Raw genomic sequence first — 16,873 nt, forward strand, 5'->3', positions numbered from 1 at the left:
CTACTTCCAGTCGACCTGTGTGGACCGGTAGAAGTCGATTCCCTGCTGAACCCACCGCGGGCTCTGCTTCGCCAGCCGGAGCCGGTACGCGTCCCAGGTGCGGGACGTCTTGGGCGACCAGCCGATCTCGGCGTAACCCGGCAACCTCGGGAACGCCATGAACTCGATGTGCTCACTGGTCACGAGCGTTTCCGACCACAGCGGCGCCTCGACGCCGATGACGTTGTTCTCCGTGACGCCCTGCAGATACGTGGCCGGATCCCAGTCGTAACCGGTCTTGACCTCGATCAGCCCGGCCCAGGCCAGCCCGAGCGGCGTCTGCGGGTGGTACTTCATGTCCATGTAGGCCTTGTTCGCGGGCGACATCAGGATCTTGTTGCCCCTGGCCGCCGCCGCGGCGACGTTCGCGTCGGTGCCGGTCGTGCCCCAGAACTGCGGGACGGCCGAGACCGGCGGGGTCGTCTTCGCGATGTCGTGCCAGCCGGTGATCAGCTTGCCGTACTTCGCGACGATCGGCTGAACCTTCTTGGCGAAGGTCTGGTAATCCTCCGGAGTGGTCGCGTGCGCCTCGTCGCCACCGATGTTGATGTACTTCCCCGGGGTGATCGCGGAAAGTTCGCGAATGACGTCGTCGACGAACTTGTAGGTGATGTCGCTCTTGATGCACAGCGAGCTGTAGCCGACCTCGATGTCCGTGCGCGGCGGCACCGCGACGCCGTCGCAGTTCAGCTCGGCGTAGGAGTGCTGGGCCGCGTTGGTGTGCCCCGGCATGTCGATCTCGGGAACGATCGTGATGTGCCGCGAAGCCGCGTAGCGCACCAGGTCCTTGTACTGCTCCTGCGTGTAGTACCCGCCGGGAGCGCCGCCGACGGCGGTCTGGCCGCCGACGGTCGCCAGCTTCGGCCAGCTCTTGATCTCGATCCGCCAGCCCTGGTCGTCGCTCAGGTGCAGGTGGAGGGTGTTGATCTTGTACTGCGCGATCTGGTCGATGTAGAGCTTGACCTGCGCCGGCGTGAAGAAATGCCGCGCGACGTCGAGCATCGCGCCGCGGTAGCCGAAGCGCGGGTAGTCGAGAACGGTGCCGCCCGAGACCACCCACGAGCGGTGCTGGACGGTCTTGGCTTCGATCGCCGACGGGAACAGCTGACGTAGCGTCTGCACGCCGAGGAACAGGCCCTCGTCGGTGTTCGCCTTCAGTGTCACGCCGGACGGCGACACCTTGAGCTGGTAACCCTCGGTGCCGACGCGGCCGCCCGCGCGCCCGGTTTCGAGGGAGATGGCCGGGCCGCCGCCGCGGTGGCCGCTGACGACGGGAAGCCGGTAGCCGGTGGCGGGCCGGAGCAGTCCGGCCAGGTAGTCGGCGACCTGCTTGCCGTCGCGGTCGGTGCGGATGACGGTCGCGGGGCTGAGCCGGAAGTTCGCGCGTGGATCGGCCTTGGCGTCGACCGGCACGGGGACGACGTCGGTCACGCTCCGTTCGGCCTTCGCGTGTTGCGCCGCGTTCGCCGTCGCGGGCAGGCCGAACGTCACGAGACTCAGGACGGCCACGCCGAGCACGGTTCTGGACAGGCGTTTACTCATGGAGCACCTCCGGTCGGGGTAACTGGAGACTCTCTGCTCTTAGAGGTATAGACCAATAGGGCAAAGCCGACAACACCCGATCGGACTACGGAGGCGTACCGGTCACCGGTCATTCACCGCGCAAGACCGCTTTCAGGGCATCGAGAACGCTCGCGTCCTCGATCGTCGAGGGCACCGCTTCGTCGCGGCCGTCGGCGATGCCTCGCATGGTCTTCCGCAGGATCTTGCCGGACCGCGTCTTCGGCAGCGCGTCCACAATGGACACATCGCGGAACGCGGCGACCGGTCCGATGTCGCGCCGCACCAGCGCGACCAATTCGGTCTCGATCGTTTCGGCGTCGGCGTCGACCCCCGACTTCAGCACCACGAAACCACGTGGAAGCTGGCCCTTGAGCTGGTCCCGGACACCGATCACCGCGCATTCGGCGACGGCGGGGTGCGACGCCAGCACGGCCTCCATCGAACCGGTCGAAAGCCGGTGACCCGCGACGTTGATGACGTCATCGGTGCGGCCCATGACGAACAGGTAACCGTCTTCGTCGACGTATCCGGAGTCACCCGTCAGGTAGTGGCCGTCGTACCGCGAAAGGTACGACTCGTGATACCGCTCGTCGTCCTGCCACAGGGTCGGCAGCGAACCCGGCGGGAGCGGCAGCTTGATGACGATGGCGCCTTCCCGCCCGGCGGGGAGGGCGTCGCCCGCCTGGTCCAGGGTCCGCACGTCCCAGCCCGGAACCGGTTTCGTCGCGGAACCGGGTTTGACCGGCATCGGTTCCAGGCCGCGCGGATTCGCCGCGATCGGCCAGCCGGTCTCGGTCTGCCACCAGTGGTCGATCACCGGCACGCCGAGTTTCCCGTGCGCCCAGTGATACGTCTCCGGATCGAGCCGTTCGCCTGCCATGAACAAGGACTCGAACCCGCCGAGCTGGTATTTCTTCACTTCGTCCGCGTCCGGGTCGGCCTTCTTGATCGCCCGCAACGCCGTCGGCGCGGTGAACAGCGCCTTCACCCCGTGGTCGGCGATGACCCGCCAGAACGCGCCGGCGTCGGGAGTCCCGACCGGCTTGCCCTCGTACATCACCGACGTCGCCCCGATCAGTAACGGCGCGTACACGATGTAGGAATGGCCGACGACCCAGCCGACGTCCGACGCCGTCCACCACACGTCGCCGTGATGGACGTCGTAGATCGCGCCCATCGACCAGGCCAGCGCGACCGCGTGCCCGCCGGTGTCGCGCACGACGCCCTTCGGCTTCCCCGTGGTGCCGGAGGTGTACAGGATGTACAGCGGATCGGTCGCCGCGACCGGCACCGGATCGGCGGGAGCGGCCTTCGCGACCAATTCGGCCCAGTCGACGTCGCGCTCGCCCAATTCGGCACGGGCTCGTTCCCGCTGCAGCACCACCACCTTGTCCGGCTGATGCGCCGTGCCCGCGAGCGCCTCGTCGATGATCGGTTTGTACTCCACGACCCGCGTCGGTTCGATCCCGCACGACGCGGCCACGACGACCTTGGGTTTCGCGTCTTCGATCCGCGCCGCCAGTTCCTTCGGCGCGAACCCGCCGAACACCACCGAATGCACCGCGCCGAGCCGGGCGCACGCGAGCATCGCGATCGCGGCCTCGGGGACCATCGGCAGGTACACGATGACGCGGTCGCCCTTTTCGACGCCGAGCGAGGCGAGCGCGCCGGCGAACCGGGCGACCTCGTCCAGCAGTTCCGCGTAGGTGAACCGGCGAACCGAATCGGCCACCGGCGAATCCCAGATCAGCGCGACCTGGTCGCCGCGGCCGTCCCGGACGTGCCGGTCGAGCGCGTTGAACGCGGTGTTCAGCTCCCCGTCCGGGAACCAGCGGTAGAAGGGCGCCTTCGACGCGTCGAGAGCCCGCGTCGGCGGGTGGGTCCAGTCGATCGCCCGCGCGGCGTCGAGCCAGAAACCCTCCGGGTCTTCGAGGCTCCGCCGGTAGGACTCGGAGTACATCGAATGCTCCTTCGCGCTCGGGTACGGACCCCATCATGGACTCACCACCGGGTGAACGCCTGGTGATAACGACGGGGAGACGCCCGCGGCAACCCGGCAACCCCGTGAGGGCACAGGGCGTCCTAAGCTGAACCGGGGGAAAACCGCCGGAAACGGTCTCGACTAGCGAGGGGAGCAGGGTCCATGGGACTAGCGAGCGCGCTGCTTTCGTTCGCGCACAGCCTGTTCGGGCCAGGGATCTGGCCAGGGGACTGGGTGTGGGCGACGAGCACCGCGGGAGCGCTGGTCGCGCTGCTGCCCGCACTGGGAGCGATGATCGTCGCGATCATCCGCAAAGGCACCGGCAATCGCTACGACGTGGTGACCCTGTCCATTTTCGGTGGGATCGGCGTCGTCGCCGTCTTCCTGCTGCCGTGGCTGCTGGCGACCGGCGTTTCGCAGGCCTATCAGGAGGCCGCCTCGTCGAAGTCGGTCGGTGATTCCGGGTTTTCCGCCAGTGACCTGTCGACGTTCAACTCCGACTACAGCCCGTTGATCGGCGCGCAGAGCGAGTACCTCGGCCGCGGCCAGAACGTGTACGAGGTCCTGTTCTATCCGAACGGGATGCAGCTGAGCTACATCTTCTACCTGATCCTGCTGGTCGGTTTGCCCGCGCTGTCGCTGCTGTTCGTGATGCTGCAGGCACGCACGGCGTTCCGTCGCGGCCCGAAGTGGCCTTCGCGGTTCTTCTGGATCCCGTTCGTGCTGATGGTGCTGGCGAGCGTCGGCATGGGGGCGAACACCGCTGTGCACTTCTGGCTCGGCTTCCTGCCGTTCAGCGTCCTCGGCCTGATCCCGGTCGCACTGGTCGGCCCGCCGCCGTGGTCGGTGATCAACCGGCCGGATCCGCAGCCCCGGCAGAAGATCGAGCCGTACCGTCCAGAGCCGCCCGCCCCGCAGCCGCAGCAGCAGTTGCCGCCCCCGCCGCCCAAGCAGTACCCGGCGACGGCGCTGGCGCAGGCCCCCGAACCGCCGCCCGCGCTGGCTGCGGTGCCGGGCCCGGTCCCGGCGCCCCCGGGTTCCCGCAATTCCGGCGGCGGCCGCTACAAGCGCGTCCGGCGGCTCGGCCACGGTGGCTTCGGCACCGTCTGGGAAGCGGTCGACACCCAGCTCAACCGCACTGTCGCGCTGAAGATCGCGCACGCGCCGGACCGCGACACCGAGGAGCGGATGCAGCGCGAGGCCAGGGCGCTGGCCGTCGTGAACCATCCCAACTGCGTCCGCGTGTACGACCTCGTCGAGGAGCCGGACGGGCTCGCGCTGGTCATGGAATACCTCGAAGGCAAGTCGCTGTCCGAGATCGTCGACTCGCAGGGCCCGCTCGACGACATCGCCGCCGGGCGGCTCTGGTCGACCATGGCCGGCGCGCTCGCCGCGGCGCACGAAAAGGGCGTGCTGCACCGCGACCTCAAGCCGTCGAACATCATCCTCGACCGCAACGGGCTGGCCCACCTCATCGACTTCGGCATCGCCCGCAGTCAGGGCGACTCGAAGATGACCGCGACCGGGATGATGATCGGCACGCCGGACTTCGTCGCCCCCGAGCAGGCGATGGGCTCCCCGGCGAGCCCGGCGTCGGACGCGTGGCAGCTCGCCGCGACGGTCAGCTACGCGCTTTCGGGCCAGCCGCCGCGCGGCACCCGGGAGACCCCGATGGCCGCGCTGATGGCCGCCGCCCGCGCCGAACCGGTCTCGAAGCTGCCGAACCGCAGCGCGCACGCCCGGATCCTCATCGCGTCACTCGACCAGGAGCCCCGCCGTCGGCCGACGCTCGCCGCCGTGCGGCGCGACGTCGAAGGCTGGCTCGCCCGTGCGGGCAAGTCGCCGGACGGTCCGGTGACCCAGGTCGTGCCGCGCCGCCCTCCGCGGCAGCAACAACCGCAGCAGACGCGCCACCAGCAGCCGCAGCCCCAGCGTCACCCGCGCTGACCTGCGAAAGGGGAGCAAGGGACCTTTGCTAGCGTTCGTTAGCGTACTAACTAACGCTAGCGAAGGTCCCTTGCTCCCCCTTGGTCGATTCAGGCGATGATGACCCAGGCCCCGTCGCGCCACGCCATGGTGAACGTTTTGGGGTCGGCCGCCATCATCGCCGCCTGCGGCGAGATCGCCCCCGGCGGGACCACGACCTTGTCCGGGCCCTTGCTCTGCACCTTCGCCCGGTCGACGCGGGTGAGCTTCAGCTTCTTGAGGTCGTCCTCCGAGAACATCCCGAACTGCATCGGGGTGAGGGAGCGGCACTCCTTCATCCCGCCGTCGAAGGCCGGTGCCGTGATCCGGCAGACCGTTTCGAGGTCTTTGGCGCCCAGCGCGTGGTGGTAGTCCTCCATCGTGCTCGCCGCCCCGTCCGGGGTGTGCGCCGCCGAGCCGCCGGTGGCGGGCTTGGTGACCTCGGAGACGGTCGCGGCGGTCGCCGAAGGCCTTGAAGCGCTGGGCTGCGCGGTCGTGCTCACGCTCGTGCTCGGCGCCTCCGAAGTGCTCGGAACGGCCGAAGTCTGGGGCGACGCGGTTCCCGGTGTCTGCTCTTCGCAGCCGACGATCAAGAACAACGCCGTGGCCGCAAGGGCCACTCCGAGCGGTCGGATCGTCATGATTCCCCCTGTCGAACTGCTACTGACCAGGGGAGAGTAACAACCTGACTCGAAGTGTCACAGCCAAATGGGGAAACCCGCCCTCGACGGGAGACCGAGCCGCTCCGGTCTGGTGCCTTTGGTCGCGTTCGCGGTGTTCACCGCGAACGCTCGCTCGTGTGCTGATGAAGCCGACCTGCCCGTTCACTTCCAGGACGGAAGCCACAACTCGGCGTTCCAGTGCTCGTTGGTGATCGCGTTGCCGTTGAGGATCGGCCACAACCAGGCGAAATTGGCCACGACGAGACCCACATAGAGTGCGACGACGAGCATGCCGGTACCCCGCCGTTCGAACCCGCGTTTCGCGGCGCCGAGGATCTGGCCGAGGACCAGCGTCAACCCCAGTACCAGGAACGGCGCCAGTGGCGTCGCGTAGAAGTAGTACATCTGGCGGTCGAGGTTGGTGAACCACGGCAGGAAACCGGCGAAGTAGCCGACGAGCACGGCGGCGTAGCGCCAGTCCGCGCGGAAGACCGACCGCCACAGGCTCCAGCCCAGCATCGGCAGCGCCAGCCACCACATCGCGGGCGTCCCGATCAGCATCGTCGCCCGGATACAGGTCGACTCGCCGCAGCCGGTCGCGTCGGTGCCCCCCGCGTACGCGTAGAGCATCGGCCGCAGCCCCATCGGCCAGGTCCACGGCTTCGACTCCCAAGGATGCGGCTTGTCCTTGGGGGTCACGAGGTTCGCGTGGAAGTCGAGGACGTTCATCGTGTAATCGCCGAGTGACCGCAGCGCGGGTGGCATCCAGGCCCAGAAACCGGGGTCGAGATCTTTGATCGACACATAGTTGCGGTCGGTCGCGGTCTCGCTCGCGAACCAGGCCCAGTAGCAGGCGAGATACACCAGGACCGGGATGACGACGATCGCCCACAGCGCGGGCAGCACGTCGCGGCGCAGCGTGCCGGCCCACGGCCGCCGCACCCCGGCGGCGCGGCGCGCGGCGACGTCGAAGAAGACGGTGAGCAGCCCGAACGCGGCGATGTAGTACAGCGCCGACCACTTGACGCCGAAGGTCAGCCCGATCATCAGGCCGCCGGCGAACCGCCACCACCGGAAACCCAGCTTCGGACCGAACCGGGACTCGCCGATCCAGCCTTCGCGGACGGCCACGGCCAGCCGCCGCCGTACCTGGTCGCGGTCGCACAGCACACAGGCGAACGCGGCGAGCACGAACACCGCGATGAAGATGTCGAGCATGCCCATCCGTGACTGCAGGTGCAGCACGCCGTCGCTGATCACCAGGATTCCGGCGACCGCGCCGAGCAGTGTCGAACGGGTGAGCCGCCGCGCGACCCGGATGGTGAGGAACACGATCAGCGTGCCCGCCAGCGCGGGCATGATCCGCCAGCCCCAGGCGTTGTAGCCGAACAGCCACTCGCCGATCGCGATGAGGTGCTTCGCCAAGGGCGGGTGCACGATCAGCTCGTAGCCGTAGTTGTCTTCGTAACCGCCGTTGCGCAGCATCTGCCACGCCTGCGGGACGTAGTGCTTCTCGTCGAAGACGGGGGTGCCCTTGTCCGTGGGCGTGGCCAGGTTCTGGATCCGGACGACGCCGCCGATGAGCGTCAGGACCAGCGTGACGATCCAGCCGCGCAGGCGGTCGGTCGGCATGCCGCGGCCGAGGAGGGTGGCCTCCCGGTCGCTCGGTGGCCGGAGCGCGTCGACCGGATCCGGCCGCACGCTCTCGTTGTCACGGGTCAGCAGCGCGGTCACGGGGCATGATCCTACGGGCGGAAGAGTGAACTCGGTGTCCGGATCTGCGAACCGGTTAACCTTCGTGAATGACCGAAGGACGCCTCGTGCTGGCAGCCACCCCGCTCGGAGACGTCCGCGACGCTTCGCCGCGCCTGTCCGAAGCCCTCGCGACGGCCGATGTGATCGCCGCCGAGGACACCCGGCGCCTGCGCTCGCTCACCGCCGCACTCGACGTTTCGCCGGTCGGACGGGTGGTCAGCTTCTACGAGGACGTCGAGACCGCCCGTCTGCCGAAACTGCTCGAATCGCTTCGATCGGGCGAGACGGTGGTGTTGGTGACCGACGCCGGGATGCCGAGCGTCTCGGATCCCGGCTTCCGCCTGGTGGCGGCCTGTGTCGAGGCGGATGTGCCGGTGACCTGCCTCCCCGGCCCGTCCGCGGTGACCACGGCGCTCGCGCTGTCCGGGCTCCCGTGCGACCGTTTCTGTTTCGAAGGATTCGCTCCGCGCAAGCCCGGTGAACGCGCCAAATGGCTCGGGTCGCTGAAGGACGAGCCCCGCACGGTCGTGTTCTTCGAGTCTCCGCACCGCCTCGCGAGCACGCTTTCCGATGCCGCCGACGTCCTGGGCCCCGATCGTCGCGCCGCGGTCTGTCGCGAATTGACCAAAACGTATGAAGAGGTCAAGCGCGGTAATTTGCCTGATTTGGCCGCCTGGGCAAACGAGGGGGTCAAGGGGGAGATCACGGTTGTTCTCGCAGGGGCGCCTCCGCGTTCGGTGAGCGTCGCGGACCTGGTTTCGGAAGTTTCGTCGCGGGTCTCGGCGGGCGAACGCCTCAAGTCCGCCGCCGCCGAGGTCGCCGAGGCCACCGGGGTCTCCAAGAAGGAGCTTTACGACGCCGTGCTCGCGTCCCGCACCAAGAGCTAGGACAGCAAGGCCGCCGCGGCCGCATACGCCTTCGCGGCGTCGGGCTCGGCGCCGGTGATGACGTCGGTGTAGATGAAGGATTCCCCGATCCGCACCAGCAGGTAGGCCAGGTCCTCGACCGGCAGCGGTGGGGCAAGCCGTCCGGCCGCGACCTCTTCGTCCAGGAACTCGCGCATCTTCGCGATCGCGCGACTTTGGACCACGCTGGCCTTCGTCGTCAGGATCCGCAGCGCGCGCTCCGGTTCGGCGCGCAGGAACTCCCGGAACGGTTTCGAGTCGTTCACGGTCCGGACGAAGGTGCCGACGAGGTCCGCGATCCCTTCCGAGCCGCGCCCGAGTTTGTCGGAAGCCCGCGTTTCGAAGACCTCGACGGTCATCGACCACAGGATCTCGCCGAGCAGCTGATCCCGGCCGCCGACCCAGCGGTGCAGGGTGGCTCGGCTGATTCCCAGCTCACCCGCGAGATCCCGCATGTCCACCCGGCGGCCCGCCAGGAACCAGGCGCGCGCGATCGTGAACGCGCGCAGGGCGTCCGGGCGCGACGAAGTCAACTGGCGTTCGAGTGCGGTGTCGATGAGTGAAACATATCACGCTATGTCTCATAGATGAGACATATGCAAGAATGTCTCATCTCGACGAGGAGGATGCGGATGCGCGCAGTACAGGTGACCGAATTCGGCGGACCCGAGGTGCTCAACCTCGTCGACCTGCCCGATCCTGTTCCCGGCCCAGGTCAGCTGCTCGTCGAGGTCGACCGGATCGGCGTCAACTACGCCGATACGCACCAGGCCGAGAACTCCTACCTCGCGCCGAGCGAACTCCCGCTCGTGCCCGGCGGGGAAGTCGTAGGCCGCACCGCCGACGGCAAGCGTGTCGTCGCGCTGCTCAACGGCGGTGGCGGCTACGCCGAGCGCGCGGCGGCGGACGACGTCACCACCTTCGCCGTTCCCGACGGCATCGACGACCTGACCGCGCTCTCCTTCATCGTCCAGGGCACCACCGCCGCGCTCCTGCTGCGCAAGAGTGCCCACCTCGAGCCCGGCGAATCCGTCGTCGTGCACGCGGCCGCGGGCGGGGTCGGTTCCATCGCCGTCCAGCTCGCGAAAGCGTGGGGAGCGAGCCGGGTCATCGCCACCGCCAGCAGCGACGAGAAGCGTGGCCTCGCCCTCGAACTCGGCGCCGACGTCGCCATCGACTCGCGCGCCGAAGACATGACCGACGCGCTTCGCGAGGCGAACGGCGGCAAGCGTGTCGACGTCGTTCTCGACATGACCGGCGGCACCGTCACGGATCAGAGCATCGCGGCGCTCGCCCCGTTCGGCCGCCTCGCGTTCTACGGGATGGCCAGCCGCGAGCAGCCGAAGCCGATCGAAGCCCGCAACCTCCTCGGGCACAGCACCACCGTGTCCGGGATGTGGCTGCCGCACGCCTTCAAACTTCCCGGAAACGTCTTCGGCCGCACACTCGACGAACTCTTTTCACTGGCGCTCGCCGGGCGGATCCGCGCCGTCGCCGGCGGCGAGTACGCGCTGTCCGACGCGCGCGCCGCCCACGAGGCCCTGCGCTCGCGCGGAACGGCGGGCAAGCTCCTGCTGGATCCCACCAGGTAGCTCAGCCGAGCAGACGCTCCAGCGGAGCGGACTTGTGCAGGCATTCCTGCCATTCCGCTTCGCTGTCGGAGTCCGCGGTGATTCCGCCGCCGACTCCCAGCGAGATCGTGCCGTCGTGGATTTCGAAAGTTCTGATCGCGACGTTCAACTCCAACCCGGCGATCGGCGAAGCGAGACCGATCGCGCCTGTGTAGACGCCGCGCGCCGCCGGCTCCAGTTCGGCGATCAAGTCCAGTGCCCGGATCTTCGGCGCGCCCGTCACCGAACCCGGCGGGAACGTGGCCGCGAGCAGATCCGCGTCGCCGACGCCGTCGGCGATCCGCCCCTCCACAGTGGATTCAAGATGCCAGACCCCGGGGGCGGGCCGGACCTCGAGCAGTTCGGGGACGCGCACACTGCCGGTGGCGCACACCCGGCCGAGATCGTTGCGGACGAGATCGGTGATCATCACGTTCTCGGCGACGTCCTTGGTGGATTCCCGCAGCCGTTGCGCGAGGTGTCCGTCGGAGGCGTTCCTGCGCGGCAGGGTGCCCTTGATCGGTGTCGACCGGACACGCTGCCCATGCCTGGCCAGGAAAAGCTCAGGGGAGAAGGACACGATCGAGCCCCAGTCGCCTGCGACGTACGCCGCCCGGCGGGCTTGCAGGCGGCGCACGCCCTCCGCGAACAACGCGATCGGATCGCCGTCGAATCCTCCGCTGAAGCGGGCGCAAATGTTCGCCTGGAACAGCTCGCCGGCTTCGATCGCGTGCACACACGCCTTCACCGCGTCGTAGTGCTCCGACGGAAGCGGACGCGACAGTGGACCGGAACTCCACGTCGTCATTGCGGGAAGCTCGGCGAGCAAGGAGTCCACCGCGGACACTTCGCCGACCGGATCCGGGTCGTCATCGGGAACCAGGGCCTCGAACCACCACGAACCGTCCGCGTCCAGCCGCAGTATCCGGTCGACCCAGCCCCAGACCGCCGGGGGAAGGCCGCCGGAACGGCCAGAAGGATCGGTCAGGTCGTAACTCAGGTAACCGAACCAGCCGCCCCCGACCGCGCCGGGCACCGCGTCCCTAATCGGCGGCATCCGAGTGGGGATCGCGAACGCCTCGGCCACGTCGTGAACAGGAGCCAGGGCAGCGTTCAGGGCGATGACCGCGCGCGAAGAGAACCAGTCTCCGGAAAGCGCCGCGGGAGGCGCGAGCCCGAGCGAGCGGGCGTGCACCCCCAGCGTCGTCAGCGCCCGCTCGGGCGCGACGTCCGTCCGCAGTTTCCGGCACATCAACCGCACGCGACATTGTCGCTGTCCGGGTGGACGAAAAGGCAACCCGCGCCGACCGGAAAGTGACATCCGCGACCACGTGCGCCGATGCGGGTGACGTGGTGCACACCCGCCGTAACCGGTGGATCGCTACAGGAGTACGTCCCCGAGCGTGAAGGGATAGACGACGGCGTCCTGTGCGATCGGTCCGTCCACACCGGGCAACCCGGTGCCGAAACCGTGCTGGTGCAATCCCAGTCGCGAGTGGAACCACCCCGGCCTTCCCGGGATCTCGTTGTGCCTGACCAGCCACAACACTACTTCGCTGTCCGCCCACTTGTCCGGGTGCAGGCGGTCCGTCCAGCAGTCGAGCCTCGCGTACACGAGGACGCGTTCGACGCGTGCCGCGTGCCTGACGTGTTTGATCCACGCCTTGACGAACCGGTCGTCGACGCTGGGCGCCTCCACTTCGAGCGCCGGCGCGAGCGAACCGGGTGCGAAGGCGCCGAGCGCGCTCGCTGTCCGCACGAAATGGTCCGCTTGATCATGGACCGCACCGGGACGCGCGTAGTGCCGTGCGCCGGTGTGGATACCGGCGTGCTGCGCGCCCGCCAGATTGCGTTCCGCGGCGACGTCCCGCCAGTTGGTGTTCTCGCTGACGGTGACCGAGGCGAACCGGATGTCGGCGCCACGCACCGCCGCCCAGTCCGTCACCGTCTCCCGGTGGGACAGGGTGACGCCGTGTTCACCTTCCGGATCGATCAAAGCCACCTGTCCTCGAATTTCGCCCCAGTTCGCCCGAAAGGTCACCTTACGTCCGCGGAGCGGCCGCAAGGTGACCTTTCGGTACAGCGTGTCTCAGGCGTTTTCGCGTTGGAACGTCCGTGAGCCCCACCAGATGGCCAGAACCGCCATGACCAGCACCACGACGCTCCCGGTGAACAGCGCGTCCATCGAGAAGTCGCCGCGGAAACTGTTCCGCTCGACATCCACCACGTGCCGGAACGGATTGATCCGGGAAATCGTGTACAGCCATTCCGGCGCCGAGCCCGTGGTGATCGGGAACAGGATCCCGGACAGCAACAGCAACGGCACGAGAACCGCGTTGAGCAAAGCCGGGAAGGTGTCTTCACTCTTGAGAGTCAGCGCCAGCGCATACGAGCAAGACGCCAGCGTGATCGACAGGAGGAAGACGATCACCAGGCTCAGCACGACACCGCCGAACGGCGCGTTCAGATCGAAGACCAGATAAGCCAGGGCGATGATGAGCAAAGCCTGGACGACGGTCTGCAACGCGTTCGCGAGTACCTTGCCCAGCAACAACGCCACCCGGCTGACTGGCGTGACCCGCATCCGCTCGACCACACCCGAGCGGTATTCCGCGAGCAGGCCGAACCCGACGAAGGAACTGCCGAACAGCGCGAGCTGCGCGATGATCGCCGGGGTGAAGATCATCCAGCCGTCCACATCGGACAGGCCCTGTGCGTTGAGTGCCTTCACCAGCAGCGGCCCGAAGAAGAACAAGTAGAGCAGCGGCTGCATGACGCCGATCGCGAGCCAAGTCGGGTTGCGCAACGCCGCGAGCATGTCCCGGCGGAAGATCAACCAAGTGTCATGCAGCATGCGTGGCCTCCTTTTCCGGAGCGTCGTCGACCGGCGCGCCTTCTTCGGCGTCGCGCAGGCTTCGACCGGTCAGGGTCAGGAAGACGTCGTCGAGCGTCGGCCGGTGTACCTGCATGGACGTCATCGTGATGCCCCGTGCGTCCAGCGCCCGCAGCAACTCGGGCATCGCGGTGTCCCCGCGTGGCACCCGGAACCGCACCGTGCCGTCGGTGACGGTCATTTCGTGCGTTCCTTCGAGCCTGCCCGCGACCTCCGCGGTCTCCGCCGCCGATTCCGGTGAGACCCCGATGACGACACTGTCGCCGGAGACCCTCGCCTTCAGCGAATCCGGCGTGCCTTCCGCGACGATCTTCCCCTCGTCGATGACGATCAGTCGGTCGGAGAGCGCGTCGGCCTCGTCGAGGTAGTGCGTGGTCAGGAAGACCGTGACGCCCTGCTCGTCGCGCAGCCTGCGGATGTGGTCCCACAGGTTCGCGCGGCTCTGCGGGTCGAGCCCCGTCGACGGTTCGTCGAGGAAGACGAGGCCGGGCGAGTGGATCAGCCCGAGCGCGATGTCGAGACGACGGCGCTGTCCACCCGAGAGTGTCTTGGTCGTCCGCTGGTCGAGTCCGGCGAGGTCCAGCTGGTCGGCGAGGGTGGCCCCGCGCGCGAGCGCGTCCGCCTTGCTCATCCGGTACAGCCGTCCCTGGAACTCGATCTCCTCGACGACCTTGCTTTCCGGCGCCGTGCCCCCGCCCTGGGCGACATAACCGATTCGCCGGCGCACCCCCAGTGGGTCGGCGAGCAGGTCGCAGCCGCCCACCGTCGCCTCGCCGGCTGTGGGCTTGAGCAGTGTCGTCAGCATGCGCAGTGTCGTGGTCTTCCCCGCGCCGTTCGGCCCGAGGAAACCGACCAGTTCTCCGGCCGAAACATCGAGATCGACACCCCTGACCGCGTGAACCTCGCCCCCATTGCGGCCCTTGCGGCGGAAGCGCCGCTCAAGGCCGCGTGCCTTGATCATGTGGACTCCTTTCCGATACCCAGCTAGTCAAATTTGACTAGCTGACGGACGCACTGTGCCCTAGGTGTCGTTCCGTAGTCAAATTTGATTACTTGGGTGGCGCGCCGAACACAGCGCTGTCGTCGCCTTCGCCCGCCATCACGTACTCGCCCGCTTCGAGGCGGCCGATCAGATCCCTCATCCACGACACGTTCGCTTCCGCGTGCGCGCTCCAGAGGCGATACAGCTCGCTGACGTGCGGTGGTTTCCCCAAATCGATCGCGTGCTCACGGGCGTAGTGGGTCGATTGAGTGTGCGCTTCCATATTCGCCAGCTGCTGTTTCAGCAGGGCCAGCACCTGCGCGCGGGGTAGCGTCGGCATGAACGTGACCGCCGCCGACAGCGTGTACCCGGTCGCGTCGTCGCTCGACAACGCCCTGCCGAGGTGCACGAGGAACTCGGTCTCACCGTCTTCGGTCAGTTTGTACGCGATCCGATCCGGTCCGCCGCCCGCTTCGATGTCCTCGACTTGCTCCAGGAGGCCTTCGGCGGTCATCTTCTTCAACGCGTGATAGATCGACCCCGGCTGGACATTGCCCCACTTGTCGGCCGCCCACGAGAGAAGCTCGCGCCGGACCTGGTAGCCGTGTGCCTTCCCGTGCATGCGCACGACACCCAGCACCAGCAGACGCGTGGCGGACACCGAAGCCTCCGATCCTCTCCCGGACAACAATGCCTTAGACGACGTCCGTAGGCTAAACAAGCATGAGCACCCCAGTGTTGACTGCGGTGGCCTGGCCCTACGCCAACGGCCCCCGCCACATCGGCCACGTGTCCGGATTCGGCGTCCCGTCCGACGTCTTCTCCCGCTACCAGCGAATGGCCGGCAACCGGGTGCTCATGGTGTCCGGGACCGACGAACACGGCACCCCGATCACCGTCCAGGCCGACAACGAAGGCCTGACCTCCCAGCAGACGGCCGACAAGTACACCCGTCAGATCGGACAGGACCTCCAGGGGCTCGGCCTCACCTACGACCTTTTCACCCGCACCACCACGGGCAACCACGCCGACGTCACGCAGCAGATCTTTCTCGCGCTGCACCGCAACGGCTACGTGGTCCCGAAGACCACGCGGGGCGCGATCAGCCCCTCGACCGGCCGCACCCTGCCCGACCGCTACATCGAGGGCACCTGCCCGATCTGTGGCTACGACGGCGCGCGCGGCGACCAGTGCGACAACTGCGGCAACCAGCTTGACGCCGCGGAGCTGATCAACCCGAAGTCCCGGATCAACGGTGAAACGCCGAAGTTCGTCGAGACCGAGCACTACTTCCTCGACCTGTCCGCGTTCGTCGAAACCCTGGGCAAATGGCTGTCCAGTAAGACCGACTGGCGCCCGAACGTCCTCAACTTCACCAAGAACCTGATCGACGACATGCGCCCGCGGCCGATCACCCGCGACCTCGACTGGGGCGTGAAGATCCCGCTCGACGGCTGGCGCGACCAGCCGATGAAGCGCTTCTACGTGTGGTTCGACGCTGTCATCGGTTACTTCTCTGCGAGCGTCGAATGGGCGCGCCGATCCGGCAACCCGGACGCCTGGCAGGAGTGGTGGAGCAACCCGGAGGCCCGCTCCTACTACTTCATGGGCAAGGACAACATCACCTTCCACGCCCAGATCTGGCCCGCCCTGCTCTTCGGTCACAACGGCGAGGGCGACCGAGGTGGCGTGCCCGGCAAGTACGGCAAGCTGCACCTGCCCGACGAGATCGTCTCCAGCGAGTTCCTCACGATGAGCGGCTCGAAGTTCTCCACCTCGCGCGGCACGGTCATCTACGTCCACGACTTCCTGCGTGACTTCGGCCCGGACACCCTCCGGTACTTCATCTCGGTCGCGGGTCCCGAGACCCAGGACACCGACTTCACCTGGGACGAATTCGTTCGGCGGACCAACTTCGAGCTGGCCAACGAGTGGGGCAACCTCGTCAACCGTTCCATCGCCATGGCCCACAAGAACGTGGGCGCCATTCCTCGTCCGGACGCCCCCACCGCGGCCGACGAGGAGCTCAAGGAGCTGTCCCGCAAGGCCTTCGACACCGCGGGCGCCCACCTCCAGCGATCGCGGTTCAAGGCGGCGGCGAGTGAGGCCATGCGTGTCGTGACCGCCGCGAACAGGTACCTCTCGGATCAGGAGCCATGGAAGCTCAAGGATGACCCCGCCCGCCGGGACAGCGTCCTGCACACCGCCCTGCAGGTCGTCTCGGACGCCAACACGCTACTGACCCCCTTCCTGCCCCACTCGGCTCAGAAGGTGCATGAGGCGCTCGGCGGCTCCGGTGTCTGGGCGGCGCAGCCGGAACTCCAGGAAGTCGAGGACCTCGACATCCCCGGCCGGATCAACCCCATCATCACCGGGGACTACAAGACCGAGCAGGCGCGCTGGAAGTCCGTGCCGATCGAGGTCGGCAAGCCGCTCGAAAAGCCGACCCCGTTGTTCGCCAAGCTGGACCCGGAACTAGGCGAGACCGGTCCCGAATGGGCACCGATCTCGAAGTGAT

General features: G+C 67.7%; 14 protein-coding genes. 4 read left to right on the forward strand and 10 right to left on the reverse strand.

What is annotated here, in order from left to right; genetic code table 11:
* Together BS329_RS11735 and BS329_RS11740 are read right to left on the reverse strand one after the other, a co-directional pair.
* On the reverse strand, positions 1 to 1,581 hold the full coding sequence (locus tag BS329_RS11735) for a family 20 glycosylhydrolase (protein ID WP_076159258.1): 1,581 nt from the start codon (positions 1,579 to 1,581) through the stop codon (positions 1 to 3).
* A 109-nt stretch (positions 1,582 to 1,690) separates the two neighbouring features.
* Positions 1,691 to 3,562 (reverse strand): propionyl-CoA synthetase, encoded by a 1,872-nt coding sequence (locus BS329_RS11740; protein ID WP_076159261.1) that lies wholly within the window; start codon positions 3,560 to 3,562, stop codon positions 1,691 to 1,693.
* A 183-nt stretch (positions 3,563 to 3,745) separates the two neighbouring features.
* Here BS329_RS11740 and BS329_RS11745 point away from each other — a divergent pair, with 183 nt between their 5' ends.
* On the forward strand, positions 3,746 to 5,530 hold the full coding sequence (locus tag BS329_RS11745; RefSeq protein ID WP_076159264.1) for a serine/threonine-protein kinase: 1,785 nt from the start codon (positions 3,746 to 3,748) through the stop codon (positions 5,528 to 5,530).
* 89 nt (positions 5,531 to 5,619) lie between these two features.
* Here BS329_RS11745 and BS329_RS44485 read toward each other — a convergent pair whose 3' ends face one another.
* A complete protein-coding gene (locus tag BS329_RS44485) occupies positions 5,620 to 6,189 on the reverse strand; it encodes a hypothetical protein (RefSeq protein ID WP_244197110.1) in 570 nt (189 codons plus the stop codon).
* Between the two features lie 183 nt (positions 6,190 to 6,372).
* The gene (locus tag BS329_RS11760) at positions 6,373 to 7,944 is read right to left on the reverse strand and encodes a dolichyl-phosphate-mannose--protein mannosyltransferase (protein WP_076159270.1); all 1,572 of its coding nucleotides are present in this window, start codon (positions 7,942 to 7,944) and stop codon (positions 6,373 to 6,375) included.
* A gap of 68 nt (positions 7,945 to 8,012) precedes the next feature.
* On the opposite strand from BS329_RS11760, the gene rsmI reads away from it, so the two are divergent.
* Positions 8,013 to 8,852 carry a 16S rRNA (cytidine(1402)-2'-O)-methyltransferase gene (gene rsmI / locus BS329_RS11765; RefSeq protein WP_076159273.1) on the forward strand — a complete coding sequence of 280 codons (840 nt, stop codon included), beginning with the start codon at positions 8,013 to 8,015 and terminating at the stop codon, positions 8,850 to 8,852.
* Here the strand turns inward: rsmI and BS329_RS11770 are convergent.
* Entirely contained in the window at positions 8,849 to 9,403 is a 555-nt protein-coding gene (locus BS329_RS11770) for a QsdR family transcriptional regulator (RefSeq protein WP_076159276.1), read from the reverse strand. The two genes, rsmI and BS329_RS11770, sit on opposite strands and share 4 nt — an antisense overlap.
* Before the next feature lie 99 nt (positions 9,404 to 9,502).
* On the opposite strand from BS329_RS11770, the gene BS329_RS11775 reads away from it, so the two are divergent.
* A complete protein-coding gene (locus BS329_RS11775; protein WP_076159279.1) occupies positions 9,503 to 10,462 on the forward strand; it encodes a quinone oxidoreductase family protein in 960 nt (319 codons plus the stop codon).
* Position 10,463: 1 nt separating this feature from the next.
* Here BS329_RS11775 and BS329_RS11780 read toward each other — a convergent pair whose 3' ends face one another.
* The 5 genes from BS329_RS11780 to BS329_RS11800 form a co-directional block, all read right to left on the reverse strand.
* Complete coding sequence (locus tag BS329_RS11780) at positions 10,464 to 11,741, reverse strand: aminodeoxychorismate synthase component I (protein ID WP_076159282.1); 1,278 nt, start codon at positions 11,739 to 11,741, stop codon at positions 10,464 to 10,466.
* 120 nt (positions 11,742 to 11,861) lie between these two features.
* Positions 11,862 to 12,476, reverse strand: coding sequence for a glycoside hydrolase family 25 protein (locus BS329_RS11785; protein ID WP_076160215.1), 615 nt, complete (start codon positions 12,474 to 12,476; stop codon positions 11,862 to 11,864).
* Between the two features lie 93 nt (positions 12,477 to 12,569).
* Positions 12,570 to 13,334, reverse strand: a complete 765-nt coding sequence (locus tag BS329_RS11790) for an ABC transporter permease (protein WP_076159284.1) — start codon at positions 13,332 to 13,334, stop codon at positions 12,570 to 12,572.
* Positions 13,324 to 14,334, reverse strand: a complete 1,011-nt coding sequence (locus tag BS329_RS11795) for an ATP-binding cassette domain-containing protein (RefSeq protein ID WP_076159287.1) — start codon at positions 14,332 to 14,334, stop codon at positions 13,324 to 13,326. The genes BS329_RS11790 and BS329_RS11795 overlap by 11 nt, the downstream gene beginning before the upstream one ends.
* Before the next feature lie 88 nt (positions 14,335 to 14,422).
* Positions 14,423 to 15,016, reverse strand: a complete 594-nt coding sequence (locus tag BS329_RS11800; protein ID WP_076159290.1) for a PadR family transcriptional regulator — start codon at positions 15,014 to 15,016, stop codon at positions 14,423 to 14,425.
* Between the two features lie 62 nt (positions 15,017 to 15,078).
* On the opposite strand from BS329_RS11800, the gene metG reads away from it, so the two are divergent.
* Positions 15,079 to 16,872, forward strand: coding sequence for a methionine--tRNA ligase (metG, locus tag BS329_RS11805; protein ID WP_084749588.1), 1,794 nt, complete (start codon positions 15,079 to 15,081; stop codon positions 16,870 to 16,872).
* The last annotated feature ends 1 nt before the right edge of the window (position 16,873 follow it).

The sequence above is a fragment of the Amycolatopsis coloradensis genome, from assembly GCF_001953865.1.
GTDB lineage: Bacteria > Actinomycetota > Actinomycetes > Mycobacteriales > Pseudonocardiaceae > Amycolatopsis > Amycolatopsis coloradensis.

Excerpts from the sequence above, each read along its gene's own strand:
- BS329_RS11735 (WP_076159258.1), bottom strand. The coding sequence starts at position 1,581 with ATGAGTAAACGCCTGTCCAGAACCGTGCTCGGCGTGGCCGTCCTGAGT.
- BS329_RS11740 (WP_076159261.1), bottom strand. The coding sequence starts at position 3,562 with ATGTACTCCGAGTCCTACCGGCGGAGCCTCGAAGACCCGGAGGGTTTC.
- BS329_RS11745 (WP_076159264.1), top strand. The coding sequence starts at position 3,746 with ATGGGACTAGCGAGCGCGCTGCTTTCGTTCGCGCACAGCCTGTTCGGG.
- BS329_RS44485 (WP_244197110.1), bottom strand. The coding sequence starts at position 6,189 with ATGACGATCCGACCGCTCGGAGTGGCCCTTGCGGCCACGGCGTTGTTC.
- rsmI (WP_076159273.1), top strand. The coding sequence starts at position 8,013 with ATGACCGAAGGACGCCTCGTGCTGGCAGCCACCCCGCTCGGAGACGTC.
- BS329_RS11775 (WP_076159279.1), top strand. The coding sequence starts at position 9,503 with ATGCGCGCAGTACAGGTGACCGAATTCGGCGGACCCGAGGTGCTCAAC.
- BS329_RS11790 (WP_076159284.1), bottom strand. The coding sequence starts at position 13,334 with ATGCTGCATGACACTTGGTTGATCTTCCGCCGGGACATGCTCGCGGCG.
- BS329_RS11795 (WP_076159287.1), bottom strand. The coding sequence starts at position 14,334 with ATGATCAAGGCACGCGGCCTTGAGCGGCGCTTCCGCCGCAAGGGCCGC.
- metG (WP_084749588.1), top strand. The coding sequence starts at position 15,079 with ATGAGCACCCCAGTGTTGACTGCGGTGGCCTGGCCCTACGCCAACGGC.